Below are 17,890 nucleotides of genomic sequence, written 5' to 3'. Positions count from 1 at the left end.
TAGAAGTGGTGACAACGAAGCGTGCGGCCAATCAGCTTGCCTGCTGTGCTGCAGCCACTTGAGCAGCCACTTCGGCCGCAAAATCGTCAACCTTTTTCTCAATGCCTTCACCCACCACATACAGCGTGAAGGATTTCACGGTTGTACCGGCAACCTTGAGCATCTGCTCGACGCTTTGTTTGTCATTTTTGACAAATGGCTGGTTAAACAGAGAAACCTCTTTGAGGAATTTCTGCACACCGCCCTCAATACGCTTGGCCACAATCTCGGGGGACTGCACCGGCTTGCCAGCAGCCGTAGCCACTGCCGCATCTTCTGCTGCCTTGGCCGCCGCCACGGAACGCTCACGCGCCACCAAATCTGCGGGCACATCTTCACTGGACAACGCCACGGGCTTCATTGCGGCAACGTGCATCGCCACATCCTTGGCGGCTGTTTCATCACCTTCGTACTCAACCACCACACCAATGCGAGTGCCGTGCAGGTAAGCAGCCAACTTGCTGCCATTGGCAAAGCGCTTGAAACGGCGGAAACTCATGTTCTCACCAATCTTGCCAATCAAACCCTTGCGCACGTCTTCCAGAGTGGGACCAAAACCTTCTTGCGAGTAGGCACAAGCACCCAGAGCATCCACATCGACCGGATTGTTCTTGACCACCAGTGCTGCAGCCGCATTGGCCAAAGCCAGGAAGCTGTCATTCTTGGTGACAAAGTCAGTTTCACAATTGACTTCAAGCAAGGCACCCACATCACCTTCACAGCTGTACGCCACCACACCTTCTGCAGTCACCCGGCTGGAGGCCTTGCCCGCCTTGCTGCCCAGCTTGACACGCAAAATTTCTTCAGCCTTGGCCATGTCGCCGTCAGCTTCTGTCAACGCACGTTTGCATTCCATCATGGGGGCGTCGGTCTTGCCACGCAGTTCAGCCACCATGCTTGCGGTAATTGCAGCCATTTGTATCTCCGAATTCAGTTCAGTTAATGAAAAATCAAATTAAAAAAAGGGGGCCACAAAGCCCCCTTTTTTGGGGTAGTCGACAAACTTAGGCAGCAGCCTCGTTCACTTCCACAAATTCATCAGCGCTTTCAGCAGCCACAGCCTTGACCACATCGTCCACGGCATTGGCACGACCTTCGATGATGGCATCCGCAATACCGCGAGCGTACAGAGTGACCGCCTTGGATGAGTCGTCATTACCGGGGATCACATAGTCAACACCTTCAGGCGAATGGTTGGAATCCACCACAGCGATCAACGGAATACCCAGCTTGCGAGCTTCGGCAATGGCAATCTTGTGATAACCAACGTCGATCACAAAAATGGCATCTGGCAACACCGTCATATCTTGAATGCCGCCAATGTCTTTTTCAAGCTTATCCAGCTCGCGAGCAAACATCAATTGCTCTTTCTTGCTCATGGAATCCAAGCCGACTTCCTGTTGCGCCTTCATGTCTTTCAGACGCTTGATCGAGGTCTTCACCGTCTTGAAATTGGTCAACATGCCACCCAACCAACGCTGGTCCACATAAGGAACACCGGCGCGTTGCGCTTCAACCGCCACGATTTCACGGGCCTGGCGCTTAGTACCCACCATCAAAACCGTGCCACGCTTGGCGGAAACCTGGCGCACAAACTTGGCGGCCTCCTGGAACATCGGCAAGGATTTTTCCAGGTTGATGATGTGAATTTTGTTGCGATGACCAAAAATGAAGGGGGCCATCTTGGGATTCCAGAAGCGGGTTTGGTGACCAAAGTGGACACCGGCTTCCAGCATTTCGCGCATGGTAACTGCCATAAATAACTCCAAAGGTTAAGTCTAAAATCCAGTCTGTTTTGATGTGCCCAAGCGCTTGACGCCCAGAGCCACAGCAACACCTTGAGAAAACTGGTTTGCGATTTGCCCAGCAACAAACAGTCAAGTGCCACTTGTTGCAAAGCCTGACGAGTATAACATTGCCTGCTCAGGCGTCCTGCCAGCCGGTTTGATGTGGGCCTGAGTTTCCAATACCATTGGATCCCGATGAAAACATCCCAGAATATCTGCACAGCCCCAAACCGCGTGATCGACTAAAAATGCAGACCATGCCCCCCGATCTATCCCAAAAAATCGCGAAAGCGGTTGACGGCATGCCAGCCTTCCCCAAAAGTGTCCAAAAAATTCTGGAACTCACGCGTGATGTCAACTGCTCCCCCAAGGATTTGGTGCAGGTCATTGAGAAGGACCCGGTGGTCACGGTCAAAGTCCTCAAGGTTGTCAACTCCGCCTATTTCAGACTGCCCAAACAAATCACGTCGGTCAACCATGCGGTGGTGTACCTGGGATTCAACACCATCAAGAATCTGGCCCTGAGCATTGCCGCCATCGGCATGCTGCCCAAACACAACGAGGCGGGTTTCGATGTGGATCAATACCTGCTTCACTCCCTGTCCACCGCCAGCATAGCCAGACAACTGGCTCTGAAAATGGATGATATCGACCCGATGGACTGTTTCATCGCCGGTCTGTTGCACGATTTTGGCAAGGTGGTTTTTGCCCAATTTATGCCTCAGGAGTTCCGCCAGGCGCTCGCCTTTAGTCAGGCCAATGGTTCGTCCCTGCATCTGGCTCTGCGCCAGACCCTGGGTACCGACCATGCCGTGGTGGGCGCCATGCTGGTGGAAAAGTGGCGCTTTGCCCCCGATCTGATTGACGCCATTGCCCACCAATACGAGGCTGACCAGCAGGATGGCGCCTTGTTCGCCAGCGTCTTCACAGCCAACCAGATCAGCAAAAAACTTGGCTTTGGCTTTGGCGGCAACCCCTATGTCCCCCCCTTACCACCACTGATCGCCAAACGAATGGGTGGTACGCTTGAGGAAGTGATCGAATCTGCCGACAACCTGAATGCGGCTTTCGAAGACGCCCAACTGTTTGCCAGAGTTTGACAAGGCCCACCATGAAAGTGAAATTTTGGGGAGTTCGTGGTTCCATCGCTTCACCAGGTCCCTCCACCGTCCGTTATGGTGGCAACACGACCTGCATTGAAATACGCACCGACAACAACGAACTCATCATCCTCGATGCTGGCACCGGTATCTTCCCGCTGTCCCAGTCCCTGTTGACGGAATTGCCATTCACTGCCAATGTCCTGATCACCCACTCCCACTGGGACCACATTCAGGGCCTGCCGTTTTTCATCCCCAACTTCATTCCAGGCAACACTTTGCGCCTGCATGGCGCCTTTGACCCGGTTTCCGGCAAAGGGGTGGAACAGGTCATGGACGTGCAATTGCAATACAGCTACTTTCCGGTCCGTGAAGCCGAAATGAAAGCCCGTATCGACTACGTCACCCTGACGCCTGGCGAGAGTATCCAGATTGGCTCTGCCACGATCACGCCCTTCATGATGAATCACCCGGTGATCAATTTTGGCTACCGGATCGAAGCCAACGGCAAATCGGTCTTCTTCACTGGCGACCATGAGCCACCACTGAATATTTACGAAGACAGCGACCCTGAATACGCAGAGTACCAGACCTTTGTTGACGCCAAGACCGCCGACATTTTGCAGGCCATGGCAGGCGTGGACGTGTTGATTGCGGATTGCTCTTACACCAGCGCCGAATACCCGGCCAAGAGAGGCTGGGGGCATGGCACCTTCCACACCAGCATCAACTACGCCAAGCAGGCTGGCGCCCGGATGCTGTTTTGCACCCACCATGAGCCAACCCGCAGCGACGACGCCCTGGAAGCCGCCTTTGAACAGGTGCTCAAAGACCACCCGCGCCAAGCCGGCGATCCAGACTACCGTTTGGCCAAAGAGGGTGAGTGTTACGAGTTCTGAGCCGGAAACCGTGCAGACCATCACTTCAGACACCCATCAGTTCCTGCATGGGATCACGCAGACACGCCAGATCGAACAACTGGCCGCAGCCCAGCTGCCACCACACGCCCTGATGCAGCGCGCTGGCCTGGCAGTGGCCCGTCTCGCATTGGCACTGGCGCCCCACGCCCAACATATCTGGGTGGCCTGTGGTCCCGGCAACAACGGTGGTGACGGTCTGGAGGCCGCCCTGCATCTGTCTCGCTGGGGCAAACAGCCAGTGGTCACCTGGCTGGGGCACCCTGATCGGGTGCCTGCTGACACCGCTGCAGCCTACCAGCGCGCGCTGGCCGCCAAGATCCTGTTCAGCGCCGAACCCATTGGTGAATTTGACCTGTGTATTGATGCCCTGCTGGGCATTGGCACCCAGTTGCGTGAACCCCATCAACGAATGGCCAACTGGATCACCCGCCTCAATACCAGCGCAGTGCCGGTGTTGGCCATCGACGTCCCCAGTGGGCTACACGCCGACACCGGTCAGACCACAGCCCTCCACGTCCAAGCCAGCCATACCCTGAGCCTGCTGACACTCAAACCAGGGCTTTTTACCGCCCATGGCCGAGATGCTGCTGGCACTGTCTGGCTCGACACCTTGGGGGTGGACCCCGCCGGTTTGAACAGTGTGCCTCCCATCGCCCGCTTGCCGGGCCGGGCCGGGCAAATCACACGGCCTCATGCCTCACACAAGGGCACATTTGGTGATGTGGCGGTGGTTGGTGGCGCTCCAGGCATGACGGGTGCAGCGCTGCTGGCAGCTTCGGCGGCCTTACACGCGGGCGCCGGACGGGTGTTTGTTGCCCTGCTCGATGACAACGCGATCACGGTGGATACACAACAGCCGGAGCTGATGTTCCGCCCGGTTCAGGCCCTGGATTTGGCCGCCATGACAGTCGTCTGCGGTTGTGGCGGCGGCACTGCTGTCAGCGCCTGCCTGCCACAGATATTGGCGACTTCATCCCGCGTGGTTCTTGATGCAGATGCTATCAATACCATTGCAAAAGAAACCACGTTGCAAGCTGCATTGCTCGACCGTCACACGCGCCAGACGGTGACCGTACTGACACCCCATCCACTGGAGGCAGCGCGCTTGCTGGGTGTGACGACGGCACAGATTCAAGGCGATCGCCTGACTGCCGCACAAACCCTGTCGCAGCGTTTTGCCTGTACCGTCGTGCTCAAAGGTTCGGGCACGGTCATTGCAGCACCAGGACAACTGCCGGTGATCAACCCCACCGGCAACGCCCGTCTGGCCACAGCCGGCACGGGTGATGTGCTGGCCGGCATGGTGGGCGCCAGGTTGGCCACGGGTCTAAGTGCCTTTGATGCCGCCTGCCAAGCGGTTTATAACCACGGTCAGCGGGCTGATGACTGGCCGGCCTCTCAGGTCCTGACCGCCAGCCGCTTGGCCAGTTCGACGCCACCAGCGCCTTAACGGCATTCAGGCACTGCCGAATACTCGGTAGTGCGACCTCTTCAGCGCCAATAGCTATAAAAATGATAGCTACATCCGCTTTAAATACGTGGGCTAGAGGTCAATTTTTCTTATAAAAAAAAACTATCCACGGCCAACAAACGGCATGTTGGTTGCCATCACGGTGTGAAACAACACGTTGGCCTGCAGCGGCAAATTGGCCATGTACAACACCGACTGGCCAACAATATTGACGTCCATCACCGGCTCCACCATCACGTCGCCATGAGCCTGCAAAATGCCTGCCTGCATACGTTGCGCCATATCGGTGGCGGCGTTGCCAACGTCAATCTGACCAACGGCAATGCCATATTTTCGGCCATCCAGCGAGGCGGACTTGGTCAGCCCCGTGACCGCATGTTTGGTGGCGCTGTAAGCGATGGAGTTGGGACGAGGTGTGGTCGCGGCAATCGAACCATTGTTGATGATGCGCCCACCTTGTGGATTCTGCGCCTTCATGACACGAAACGCCTGACGCAGGCACAAGAACATGCCCGTCAGATTGACGTCGACCACGTTCTGCCATTGCGCCAACGTCAGATCTTCCAACAACACAGCCGGTGCGCTGATGCCGGCGTTGTTGAACAACACGTCGACCCGGCCAAACGCATGCACTGCCGCGTCAAACAAGGCCACCACCGACGCCTCATCAGACACATCGGTAGGCACGACCAGGGTGCGCCCGACAGCGCCGCTCAACGCCGCCACCGCTTGCAAGGGCGGTTCACGCCGCCCCACCAGAACCACACGATAACCATCCTGCAACAGGGCCAGCGCAGCGGCCTTGCCGATACCGGACCCAGCGCCGGTGATCAGCGCCACTTTGGAGTGATGAGACATGACCATACTTTTGACATCAATACAAATCAAATACAAAAACTCAGGAGTGGCGCCGAATTTTCCGCCCCTTGTCCTTGCCTTTTTCAGTGACCGGGCGCGCCGCCGACCTGGCCTCTGCCCGTTGGGATTTGGGTGCCCGTGCCAACGGCTCCGACAACTTGCGGCTACGCCGCCCGGAGGGGATGTTATCGGCTTCACTCTCCAGCACCACCCGTTCCTTGTCCTTGCCCGACCGTGGTGCCGCAGGTACTCCCTCCTGCACCAACCGGAAATCGATGCGCCGCCCATCCAGATCAACCCGGCTGACCTGCACCTGGACACGTGTTCCCAAAGCATAACGCTGACCGGTGCGTTCACCACGCAGCTCCTGGCGCGCTTCGTCAAAGCGGTAGTACTCCCCCCCAAGCTCGGTGATGTGCACCAGCCCTTCCACATACATGGCGTCCAGCGTGACAAAAATGCCAAAACTCGTCACCGCAGAGACCACGCCTGAGTACTCCTCACCCAAATGCTCGCGCATGTATTTGCACTTGAGCCAAGCTTCCACATCGCGGCTGGCCTCGTCGGCCCGGCGCTCGTTGGCGCTGCAATGCAAACCGGCTGCCTGCCAAGCCTGCATTTCGGCGCTGAGCTTGCGCGGCTTGCGAGCAGGCTCGGCCACACGCGAGGCCAGATTCTTTTCCAGCCGTTTGGACAATTTGGCATGCGCCTCACCCGGCATCGGCAAGGTGGGCAACTGGTACTTGGTCTTGGCCAGAATGGCCTTGATCACCCGATGCACCAACAGATCCGGATAACGCCGAATCGGGCTGGTGAAATGGGTGTACGCCTCAAACGCCAGGCCAAAGTGGCCACTGTTGGACGGCGTGTAGATGGCTTGCTGCATCGAACGCAAGAGCATGGAATGGATCTGCGCCGCATCCGGACGATCTTTGGTCGCCGTGGCAATGGCCTGAAACTCCGCTGGCGATGGTTCGTCGCCGATCGTCAAGCCAATCCCGTTGATCTTGAGGTAATTGCGCAGAATTTCCTGCTTCTCGGGTGTCGGTCCCTCATGCACGCGAAACAGACCGGCGTGTTTGCTTTGGGCGATGAAGTCGGCGCTACAAACGTTGGCAGCCAGCATCGCCTCTTCAATCAGCTTGTGGGCATCGGTACGAACACGCGGCACAATTTTTTCGATATGCCCAGCTTCATCGCAGACAATTTGTGTTTCCACGGTTTCAAAATCAACGGCGCCACGGCGTTGACGAGATTTGAGCAGCGCCCGATACACATCGTGCAGATGAATCAGGTCGCCCACCCGGTCTTTGCGCCTGAGGGCTTCCGGGCCGCGGGTATTGGCCAAAATGGCGGCCACTTCAGTGTACGTAAAACGTGCATGACTCCACATCACCGCCGGATAAAACTGATAGGCAGACACCTCACCGTCTGGCGTCACCATCATGTCGCAGACCATACACAGACGTTCCACTTCGGGATTGAGTGAGCACAGACCATTGGAGAGTTTCTCGGGCAGCATCGGGATCACCCGCCGCGGAAAATAGACGCTGGTGGCGCGGTCATAAGCATCCACATCAATGGCCGAACCATTTTGGACATAGTGGCTGACATCCGCAATGGCAACCAGCAAACGCCAGCCCGACACGGCAGCCTTGCCCCGCCCGATTTTGACGGGCTCGCAATACACCGCGTCATCAAAATCACGGGCATCTTCGCCATCAATTGTCACCAACGGAATGTCCGTCAGGTCCACCCGCTGCCGCTTGTCCTGCAATAAAACATGGTCAGGCAAGGCACGCGCCTGCGCGATACAAGCCGCTGAAAATTCATGCGGCACACTGTATTTGCGCACCGCAATTTCAATCTCCATGCCTGGGTCATCAATGTCACCCAGGACCTCCTTGATACGTCCTACCGGTTGGCCGAACAATGCCGGCGGTTCGATCAGTTCCACCACCACCACCTGCCCGGGTTTGGCAGCACCCGTACCGGCCTTGGGAATCATCACATCCTGGCCATAACGCTTGTCCTCAGGGGCCACGATCCAGATACCACTCTCACACAGCAGCCGGCCAATGATGACCTGATTGCTTCGCTCCACAATCTCGACCACCCTGCCTTCCGGGCGGCCCTTGCGATCACTGCGCACGATGCGCACCTTGACGCGGTCCTTGTGCAATACCGCACGCATCTCGTTAGGCGGCAAATAAATATCGGCCTCGCCATCATCCCGAATGACAAAGCCATGGCCATCGCGATGCCCTTGAACAATTCCTTCAACTTCTTCCAGCAGGACGCTGTTTTGCTTAAAATTTTTGATACAATGCCTTTCTTTCCTGAAATGCCCAGGTGGCGGAATTGGTAGACGCACTAGTTTCAGGTACTAGCGAGTAACTTCGTGGGGGTTCGAGTCCCTTCCTGGGCACCAATATAAATGAATTCCGGTTTGTTTTTATGACAGAAACCGGAGTTTTTGAATTAAAAGCCGCTGCACCCGCAGCGGCTTTTTTATTGCCTGTTTCCTGCGCTGATCGCAACATCAAATCGGCTGCGCCACCAGATCATGGCCTTGGGTTCCAACAATACGCGCTTTGGTGAATTCCCCCACCTTGAGCGTTTTGCTGATTTTTTCTGGCGGCAATAACTTGACCACACCATCAACTTCCGGGGCATCGGCGTAAGAGCGGCCTATCCCCCCTTTTTTACCCAGTCCTGGTGCATGGTCCACCAGAATCTGCATCGTCGCACCCACACGTTGCTGCAATTTGTCGGCTGACACGGCCTCCGCCACTGCCATAAAGGCAGCGCGCCGCTCCTCCCGTACAGCATCTGGCAACATACCTGGCAGTTCGTTGGCCTCAGCACCCTGGACCGGACTGTAGGCAAAACAGCCTGCACGGTCGATTCCGGCTTCCCGCATGAAGTCCAGCAAATGAGCAAACTCTTCCTCGGTTTCACCTGGAAAGCCAGCAATAAACGTGCTGCGGATCACAATGTCAGGACAAGCTTCACGCCAACGCCGGATACGCTCCAGGTTTCTTTCGCCGCTGGCCGGACGCTTCATGCGTTTGAGCACATCTGGATGACTGTGTTGAAACGGCACATCCAGATAAGGCAAGATCAGCCCAGAGGCCATCAGCGGCAACAACTCATCCACACTCGGATACGGGTAAACGTAATGCAGGCGCACCCAGGCTCCGTACCCCTGCGCCATTTCACCAAGGGTTTGCGCCAGTTCTTTCAATCTGGTTTTGACCGGTTTGCCATTCCAGAAGCCGGTGCGGTATTTCACATCCACACCATAGGCCGAGGTGTCTTGGCTGATCACCAGCAATTCCTTGACGCCCCCTTCAAACAAAGCCTGCGCCTCCTTGAGGACATCACCAATCGGGCGCGACACCAAATCACCCCGCATGGAGGGAATGATGCAAAAGGTACAACGGTGATTGCACCCCTCGCTGATCTTGATATAAGCATAGTGCCTCGGGGTGAGTTTGATGCCGGCCGCCCCAAAAGCATTAGGAATCAGATCCACAAACGGATCATGCGGCTTAGGTAAGTTGGCATGCACCGCATCCATCACCTCCTGAGTCGCCTGCGGGCCGGTAACGGCCAGCACACTGGGATGCATCTCACGCACAAGATTTGCACCATCTACCCCGGACTTGGCGCCCAGACAACCGGTGACAATCACTTTGCCGTTTTCCGCCAGTGCCTCACCAATGGTGTCCAGACTTTCCTTGACAGCATCATCAATAAACCCGCAGGTATTGACGATCACCAGATCAGCCCCCTGAAACGTCTTGACGGTCTGGTAGCCCTCCGCACTGAGTTGCGTCAGGATCAGTTCCGAATCGGTCAAAGCCTTGGCACACCCCAGACTCACAAAACCAACCTTGGGTGCTTGAGCCCCCTTTGAAATCTCACTGTTCATGGGTTCACTGTTCAAAATTCAAGGGTTGCTGCTTTTGATACCAAAAGCGCCAAGCATCTGGTCGGTCTGCTTCTGCATCTGTTCCTGCATCTGGGCCAACATCGTTTTGGACTGATCCAGACTCCCACCCATCATGGCCTGCAAAACCGGCGGCTGCAATGTCGCAAACTGCGTCCACATCTCCGGAGTAAACCCCTTGGATTGTTCGGCAAACCGGGTCTGCAACTCAATCAGTGATTGAATGTTTTTTTCAAGATACCCACCCAAGAAACCTTGCATGGCATGACCATAAAACCGGATCAGACTCTCCAATACCGGCGCAGTGAACATGGGTGAACCACTGGCTTCTTCTTCCAAAATGATCTGCAACAAAATGCTGCGAGTAATGTCTTCACCCGTTTTGACATCACGCACCTCAAACGATTCCCGCTTCATCACCAACGACTTGACTTCCGACAGCGTGATGTAGCTGGAAGTGATCGTGTCGTACAAGCGACGATTAGGGTATTTTTTAATGATGCGCCGCTGGCCTTGCGCCGATGCTGCGGTCCCGTTATTCATAGGTTGTCCTCTGGCTCGGTATGAGCGCGATGGGGTCAGTTTTCGTTGGAAGGGATTGTAGAGACTGGCAGCAAGATGGCAGACAGAGACTAACCCTTGCAAAAAGGAAGGTTGTCGCTCCAACATGTCAGCCAACCCCAAATGGGGCGAGCCTCATGATTTGTTTTCAAGGAAAAGGATTACCAGGTTATCGACATCTGAATCGGAAACATTCAGAAAACCTGGTAGGCGCGATTGGACTCGAACCAACGACCCCCACCATGTCAAGGTGGTGCTCTAACCAGCTGAGCTACGCGCCTGAAAAATTCAGCAAGACCGCTAGTATAGCCTGAATATTTTTCTACTCCTTGCCTGACTTGAATAATTTTTCTCTTTCTTCCGTCGATAATTGACGTTTACGTTAACGTCAACCTCTGATTTGGAGACATCTATGGATATTGCAGGCAAGGTTTTTATCGTCACTGGCGGTGCTTCCGGTTTGGGTGAAGGCACCGCCCGCATGCTGGCTGCCAAGGGCGGCTCCGTGGTCATCGCCGACATGCAGGTCGACAAAGGTGAAGCTGTTGCCAGCGACATTGGTGGCACATTTGTGAAATGTGACGTCAGCAATGAGGCCGACGCACAGGCCGTGGTCGCCAAAGCCGTTTCCATAGGCAAACTCATGGGGCTGGTCAATTGCGCAGGCATCGCTCCGGCAGAAAAAACCGTCGGCAAAAACGGTCCACACACACTGTCCGTCTTCAACAAGTGCATCACCGTGAACCTGATCGGCAGTTTCAACATGATCCGTCTGGCCGCTGACGCCATGTGCAAGAACGAACCCGAAGCCACCGGCGAACGCGGCGTCATGATCTCGACCGCTTCCGTGGCAGCCTATGATGGTCAGATTGGTCAGGCGGCCTACAGTGCCTCCAAGGGTGGCATTGTGGGCATGACACTACCGATCGCGCGCGACCTGGCACGCAACGGCATTCGCAACATGACCATCGCCCCCGGCATTTTTGGTACGCCGATGTTGTTCGGCATGCCCAAGGAAGTCCAGGACGCACTGGCTGCTGGTGTGCCCTTCCCTTCGCGTCTTGGAACGCCAGAGGACTACGCCAAACTGGCACAACACATTTTCGAAAACGACATGCTCAACGGCGAGGTGATCCGTCTTGACGGTGCCATTCGCCTGGCGCCGCGCTGAGACAACCACAACACTGCAATATCATGAATGTCACCATCTTTGGAGTCGTTCATGAAAGTGATTATTTCAGCTCTGGCGGCGCTGCTCCTGGCAGCGGGCTGCGCCAGCCAGACCCCGTTTCGTTACACCCCACCAGACCAGCCGGAAAACGCCTCCGGTTATTCGGAAAAGACTGGCTGGGCCACATCCAGATTCGCCGTCGCCGCTGCCAACCCGCTGGCGGCCGACGCCGGCTACCAGATTCTCAAGTCAGGTGGCAGTGCAGTGGACGCCGCCATTGCGGTGCAGATGGTACTGACACTGGTCGAACCCCAGTCCAGCGGCCTCGGTGGCGGGGCTTTCTTGGTGCACTTCAACGGCAAAGACACAGAAGCCTTTGACGGCAGGGAAACTGCGCCGGCCGCCACCACCGAAGCCCTGTTCCTTGGACCGGACGGAAAACCGCTGCCCTTCATCGACGGCGTTGTGAGTGGCCGCTCAGTTGGCACACCCGGTACGCTTCGCATGCTGGAGATGGCCCACCAACAATACGGCAAGTTGCCCTGGGCGACCTTGTTCCGACCAGCAATTGCCCTGGCCGAGGAAGGTTTTCGGGTCAGCGCGCGTATGCACACGCTGCTTGTGAGTGAGCAACATCTGAAAAAAGACCCAGCGGCAGCCAGTTATTTTTATGATGCCAACAGCCAAGCTTGGCCAGTTGGACATCGGCTGAAAAATCCGGAATTGGGCGCGGTGCTCAGACGCATCGCCGGCGGCGGTGCCCGAGTGCTGATGGAAGGGGAACTTGCCCAAGCCATCGTGCGCAAAGTGCAGCAGCATCCGGTCCGCCCTGGTCCGCTGTCCCTGAGTGATCTGGCTGCCTACCAGGCTAAAAAACATGCCGCGCTCTGCTTCGACTACACCCCCCAAAAAAACAGAGCCGATGCGCCAGCCCCCAGAGACTACCGGATCTGTGGCATGCCACCTCCCAGCTCGGGTACCCTGGCCATCGCCCAGATACTGGGTATTCTCAATCACACCAACGCCGCCACCCTGGCGCCAGAACAGACGCCGTTGGGCCTCATCCCCAGCCCCGACTGGCTGCACCTGTACACCGAAGCATCCCGGCTGGCCTTTGCTGACCGCGCGTTGTACTTGGCCGATCCGGATTTTGTCGCGGCACCGGCTGGTGATTGGATGAGTCTGTTGGCCCCCGACTATCTGGCCCAGCGCAGCCAATTGATCGCCGTCGGCAAGGACGCTCCCAGCATGAAAACGGCACGCCCGGGCACGCCAGGAGGAGTTAGGACAGGTTTTGCCCCCAGTCCCGAGCAACCCGAATACGGCACCTCCCACATTTCCATCATCGACGCCTGGGGCAATGCATTGGCCATGACCAGCACCATCGAAGACGGCTGGGGTGCGCGCCTGATGGTCAACCGCGGCAGCGGGCTTGCCGGTGGTTTCTTGCTGAACAACGAGCTCACCGACTTCAGTTTTGCCCCGAGAGACCTCAATGGCATCCCCATCGCCAACCGGGTCCAGCCCGGCAAGCGGCCACGCTCATCCATGTCCCCGGTGCTGGTATTTGACAAAGCCAGCGGGCAACTCGTGATGAGTGCAGGCAGTCCCGGTGGCGCTTTCATCATTCACTTCACGGCCAAGACACTGTATGGTGTGCTGAATTGGGGACTGGACACCCAACAGGCCATCAATCTGCCCAACTTTGGTTCCCTCAATGGTCCGACCCTGCTGGAGGAAAAGCGTTTTCCGGCGGGAACCATCCAAGCCTTGCAAGTCCGAGGCCACGACGTACGGGAGATGAATATGACCAGCGGCCTGCAAGCCATCCAGAGAACCCCTACCGGCTTTTTTGGTGGTGCCGATCCACGACGTGAAGGCGTGGTGATCGGCGATTAGGCGGCCTCGGCCACGCCGGGGTTTCTACAATCCGGGCATGTCCATCCCCCAGACCTTTGTTCAGGAACTGCTCGCCCGCGCTGACGTGGTGGAAATCGTTGGCCGCTATGTGCAGCTCAAAAAAGGGGGGGCCAATTTCATGGGGCTGTGCCCGTTTCACAGCGAAAAATCTCCTTCATTTTCGGTCAGCCCCACCAAACAGTTCTACCACTGCTTCGGTTGCGGCAAAACCGGCAATGCGATCAGCTTCCTGATGGAACATGCCGGCATGAGTTTTGTCGAGGCCGTGCAGGATCTGGCACAACAGTTTGGCATGCAGGTGCCCGAAGACGACGCCAGCCCCCAGGACCGTGCCCGTGCTGCCCAGCAACGGCAAAAACAAAACACGCTGAGCGAGGTGCTTGAAAAGGCCTGCCGGGCCTACCAAAAACACCTCAAGGCTTCCCCCCGGGCCGTGGCCTATTTCAAGGGACGCGGCCTGTCCGGTCTGGTGGCAAAACAATTTGGTCTGGGTTACGCGCCCGAAGGCTGGCGCAGTCTGGCCAGCGTTTTCCCCAATTACGACGATGTCCTGCTGGTCGAAAGTGGACTGGTCATCCTCAACGAAGAAGACGGCGCGCAAGCCAAACGTTATGACCGGTTTCGTGATCGCGTCATGTTCCCGATCCGCAACATTAAAGGCGAATGCATCGGTTTCGGCGGACGTGTGCTGGGTGACGACAAGCCCAAATACCTCAATTCCCCGGAAACCCCCGTGTTCAGCAAGGGTCGTGAGTTGTACGGCCTGTTTGAAGCCAGAAACGCACTGCGTGAACACGGCTACGTGCTGGTCACCGAAGGCTATATGGACGTGGTTGCGCTGGCGCAGCTCGGTTTTCCCAACGCCGTGGCCACTCTGGGCACGGCCTGCACGGCAGACCATGTACACAAGCTGTTTCGTTTTACCGATTCGGTGGTGTTCAGCTTTGATGGTGACGCCGCTGGCCGACGCGCCGCACGCAAAGCGCTGGACGCCGCCCTGCCTCTGGCCACCGATGTACGCAGCGTCAAGTTTCTGTTTCTGCCACCCGAACATGATCCTGACAGCTTCATCCGCGAGTACGGCAAGGACGCCTTCGCCCGCTTTGTCAGTGAAGCGGTACCCCTAAGTCGCTTTTTGCTCGATGCCGCCCGTGATGGCTGTGATCTGCACACCGCCGAAGGCCGTGCCCATCTGGCCAGCAACGCCAAGCCACTGTGGGAACTGCTGCCACCTGGCGCCTTGAAGCAGCAAATACTGACCGACATTGCCGATCTGGTGCAGCTGTCCAGCCGTGAACTGATGGCTGTGTGGCACCCACAGCGTGACAAAACACCACGCAAGCGTGCTGAAAGCTCTCAAAAAGAGAGCAAAAACTTCAATAAGAACGAGGGCTACACCCCAAAATCACGTTTCCCCGACAACAGTGACCGGCCTTCGGGACGCAGCCGGTTGCCAGCCAGCCGGGCCGACCATGCTGCCCGTATCCTGCTCGGCAATATGGCGGTGCAGGAGACCCTGACCGTCGAGGATCATGGTTTGCTGTGCGGTCTGGCCGCACCCCATGGTCCGCTGTTTGTCTGGCTGGAGGCACAGTTTCACGAACACGGCGCCCAACCCTGGGTGGCGCTGCGCGAAGGTCTGCAAGGACATGAGAGTGAGGCCTTTGCCCTCAAACTGATGGCGGATCACACCCTAGGCTCGGAAGACAATACCCAGGAGGCCGGCAGCGAATTGCGCCATCTGATCAACCGGATGCTGATCGAGCAACTCAAAATCGACGAGACCCAGGCGATTGAAGCCGCCAAAACCGACCCCCACGCGCTGCAGCGTTATCGCGAATTGCAGGCCAGACGGCGAGCGCTGGAAGCGGCCTCCTGAAACGCCCCAAAGCCTCTGCCATCAAGAAAAAGGTATAATCCGCCTTTTCGCTCAGGCAAGCGCGACAGCAGCACCTCCGGACCCGGCCAAACGATGCTCACACTGCATCCGGCCAACCTGCCGCAAGGACTGCACACCAAATGTTCGCCCCTCGGTCTTGCCCGACAAAGCCCGTTCCCCGCTTCGTTTTTCGACCACGCTGGCCTACCCGCAGCACCCCAGAAATCTGTCTTCGTCGTTTTGAGGTTTCATCATGCCTGCTTCCAAGTCCAAGAAATCTGCCGCACCTGAGGCCAAGACCGGTACCGTCCACAAAATCGTTGGTAAAGCTCCCCATCCGAAAGAACCCGTCGTGACCGACCCCAAAGCCAAACCCGCCGCCAAAACCAAACCCTTGATCGTCCCGGCACAAGTACCGGACAAGAAAAAATTAGTGCGTGTTGCCAAAGCCGGTATCACATCCGCAGCAGAACCAGCCGATATCGATCTGGAGACCGCCAAACCGGCCAAAGCCAGCAAGACCAGTACAGCCAAGACCAGTACAGCCAAGACCAGTGCTCCCAAGACCAGCACCGGCGCCAAACGCGGACGCAAGCCCAAGGCCGGCAAAGAGTCATCTGACATCGACGACCTCGACATGTCTGACATTGAAGACGATCTGGCGGGTGAGCCGGTTGCCGAAACGACGGAAGCCACCGAGACCGTTGAAAAGGTCAAACCCCTGCGCATGAAAATCAGCAAGGCCAAAGAACGGGCCTTGATGAAAGAATTTGGTCTGGACGAGACCGTGCTGTCTGAAGAAGACCTGGCCAAGCGTCGCCTGCGTCTGAAGGCGCTGATCAAGCTCGGAAAAACACGCGGCTACCTGACCCACGGCGAAATTTCCGACCACCTGCCTGACAAGCTGGTGGATGCCGAAACGCTGGAAGTGGTGATCTCCATGCTCAACGACATGGGTGTCGCGGTTTACGAACACACCCCTGATGCCGAAACCCTGCTGCTCAACCAGAATGGTCCCACCGCCGCCACCGAAGAAGAGGCGGAAGAAGAAGCCGAGGCCGCCCTGTCCACGGTGGACAGCGAATTTGGCCGCACCACCGACCCGGTGCGCATGTACATGCGTGAAATGGGCACGGTTGAGCTGCTGACCCGTGAAGGCGAAATCGAAATCGCCAAACGCATCGAAGGTGGCCTGATGGCCATGATGGAAGCCATTTCCGCCTCCCCCGCCACCATTGATGTCATCCTGCAGCTCGGTGAAGACATCCGCAATGACAAGGTGGTCATCACCACCATCGTCGACGGTTTCACCAACCCCAATGAAGCCGACGACTATGTGGCCGAAGAAGACTTTGACGAGTTTGATGCCGATGACGATGACGATGGCAAGGGTGGCTCCAAAGCGCTGACCAAGAAACTCGAAGAACTGAAAAAAGAGGCCATGAGCCGCTTTGACCGCATGCGCGAGTACTTCGAAAAAATCCACGCGATTTACGACAAGGAAGGTTACGGCTCGGCCAATTACCTCAAGGTCCAGAAAGCGCTGTCCGACGAACTGATGTCCATCCGTTTCACGGCCAAAACCATCGAGAAGCTCTGCGACATGGTACGCGCCCAGGTGGACGACGTGCGCAAAAAAGAACGTGAACTGCGCCGCATCATCGTCGACAAATGCGGCTACCCGCAGGCCCAGTTCATTGCCGAGTTCAGTGGCCGTGACAAACACCACAACAAAGTGGCAAGCCACCTGCTCGACCTGAAATGGATCGAAAAACAGGCTGCCGCCGGCAAGCCCTGGAGCGCCGTCATGGGCCGCAACATTCCGCCGGTGCAGGAACTGCAGCAGCGCCTGATCGACCTGCAGGCCAAGGTGGTGGTGCCGCTGGACCAGCTCAAGGACATCAACAAACGCATGAACGAAGGCGAATACGCCTCCCGTGCCGCCAAAAAAGAAATGATCGAGGCCAACCTGCGGCTGGTGATTTCCATTGCCAAGAAGTACACCAACCGCGGCCTGCAGTTCCTCGACCTGATCCAGGAAGGCAACATCGGCCTGATGAAAGCAGTGGACAAGTTTGAATACCGTCGCGGCTACAAATTCTCAACCTACGCCACCTGGTGGATTCGCCAGGCCATCACCCGCAGCATTGCCGACCAGGCGCGCACCATCCGCATCCCGGTGCACATGATCGAAACCATCAACAAGATGAACCGCATCAGCCGTCAGCA

The 17,890-nt window shown here is 56.9% G+C and carries 13 protein-coding genes and 2 tRNA genes; 8 read left to right on the top strand and 7 right to left on the bottom strand.

All coding sequences use genetic code 11. The features are described 5' to 3' along the window. Positions 1-31 precede the first annotated feature (31 nt). Together tsf and rpsB are read right to left on the bottom strand one after the other, a co-directional pair. Complete coding sequence (tsf, locus tag PHW99_RS10110) at positions 32-955, bottom strand: translation elongation factor Ts (RefSeq protein WP_300176524.1); 924 nt, start codon at positions 953-955, stop codon at positions 32-34. Between the two features lie 88 nt (positions 956-1,043). Next, positions 1,044-1,796, bottom strand: coding sequence for a 30S ribosomal protein S2 (gene rpsB, locus PHW99_RS10105; protein ID WP_300176521.1), 753 nt, complete (start codon positions 1,794-1,796; stop codon positions 1,044-1,046). A 287-nt stretch (positions 1,797-2,083) separates the two neighbouring features. On the opposite strand from rpsB, the gene PHW99_RS10100 reads away from it, so the two are divergent. The 3 genes from PHW99_RS10100 to PHW99_RS10090 are packed head-to-tail and all read left to right on the top strand — an operon-like array spanning position 2,084 to position 5,296. Next, positions 2,084-2,926 carry an HDOD domain-containing protein gene (locus PHW99_RS10100; protein WP_300176519.1) on the top strand — a complete coding sequence of 281 codons (843 nt, stop codon included), beginning with the start codon at positions 2,084-2,086 and terminating at the stop codon, positions 2,924-2,926. Positions 2,927-2,937: 11 nt separating this feature from the next. Then, a complete protein-coding gene (locus tag PHW99_RS10095; RefSeq protein WP_300176516.1) occupies positions 2,938-3,825 on the top strand; it encodes an MBL fold metallo-hydrolase in 888 nt (295 codons plus the stop codon). A 10-nt stretch (positions 3,826-3,835) separates the two neighbouring features. Further along, positions 3,836-5,296, top strand: a complete 1,461-nt coding sequence (locus PHW99_RS10090; RefSeq protein WP_300176513.1) for an NAD(P)H-hydrate dehydratase — start codon at positions 3,836-3,838, stop codon at positions 5,294-5,296. A gap of 123 nt (positions 5,297-5,419) precedes the next feature. Here the strand turns inward: PHW99_RS10090 and PHW99_RS10085 are convergent, their stop codons facing one another. Together PHW99_RS10085 and rnr are read right to left on the bottom strand one after the other, a co-directional pair. Beyond that, positions 5,420-6,175: an SDR family oxidoreductase gene (locus PHW99_RS10085; RefSeq protein ID WP_300176510.1), complete on the bottom strand. Its 756-nt coding sequence runs from the start codon at positions 6,173-6,175 to the stop codon at positions 5,420-5,422. Between the two features lie 40 nt (positions 6,176-6,215). Further along, a complete protein-coding gene (rnr, locus tag PHW99_RS10080; protein WP_300176568.1) occupies positions 6,216-8,471 on the bottom strand; it encodes a ribonuclease R in 2,256 nt (751 codons plus the stop codon). 50 nt (positions 8,472-8,521) lie between these two features. Here rnr and PHW99_RS10075 point away from each other — a divergent pair. Beyond that, positions 8,522-8,606 (top strand) — tRNA-Leu (locus tag PHW99_RS10075). 111 nt (positions 8,607-8,717) lie between these two features. Here PHW99_RS10075 and rimO read toward each other — a convergent pair. From rimO to PHW99_RS10060, 3 genes are all read right to left on the bottom strand, one after another. Next, positions 8,718-10,112 (bottom strand): 30S ribosomal protein S12 methylthiotransferase RimO, encoded by a 1,395-nt coding sequence (gene rimO, locus PHW99_RS10070; protein ID WP_300176507.1) that lies wholly within the window; start codon positions 10,110-10,112, stop codon positions 8,718-8,720. 18 nt (positions 10,113-10,130) lie between these two features. Then, entirely contained in the window at positions 10,131-10,673 is a 543-nt protein-coding gene (gene phaR, locus PHW99_RS10065) for a polyhydroxyalkanoate synthesis repressor PhaR (protein WP_300176504.1), read from the bottom strand. Positions 10,674-10,895: 222 nt separating this feature from the next. Then, a tRNA-Val gene (locus tag PHW99_RS10060) sits at positions 10,896-10,972 on the bottom strand. A 131-nt stretch (positions 10,973-11,103) separates the two neighbouring features. Here PHW99_RS10060 and PHW99_RS10055 point away from each other — a divergent pair. The 4 genes from PHW99_RS10055 to rpoD form a co-directional block, all read left to right on the top strand. Next, the gene (locus tag PHW99_RS10055; protein WP_300176501.1) at positions 11,104-11,862 is read left to right on the top strand and encodes a 3-hydroxyacyl-CoA dehydrogenase; all 759 of its coding nucleotides are present in this window, start codon (positions 11,104-11,106) and stop codon (positions 11,860-11,862) included. A gap of 51 nt (positions 11,863-11,913) precedes the next feature. Next, positions 11,914-13,761, top strand: a complete 1,848-nt coding sequence (locus PHW99_RS10050) for a gamma-glutamyltransferase family protein (protein ID WP_300176498.1) — start codon at positions 11,914-11,916, stop codon at positions 13,759-13,761. A 37-nt stretch (positions 13,762-13,798) separates the two neighbouring features. Next, positions 13,799-15,661 (top strand): DNA primase, encoded by a 1,863-nt coding sequence (gene dnaG, locus PHW99_RS10045; RefSeq protein WP_300176495.1) that lies wholly within the window; start codon positions 13,799-13,801, stop codon positions 15,659-15,661. 253 nt (positions 15,662-15,914) lie between these two features. Further along, on the top strand, positions 15,915-17,890 hold a 1,976-nt coding region (rpoD, locus tag PHW99_RS10040), incomplete at its 3' end, for an RNA polymerase sigma factor RpoD (protein ID WP_300176492.1).

It is taken from the genome of Rhodoferax sp. (assembly GCF_028689305.1).
Classification (GTDB): Bacteria; Pseudomonadota; Gammaproteobacteria; order Burkholderiales; family Burkholderiaceae_C; genus Rhodoferax.
This window is presented reverse-complemented; position numbering and strand designations above follow the sequence as displayed.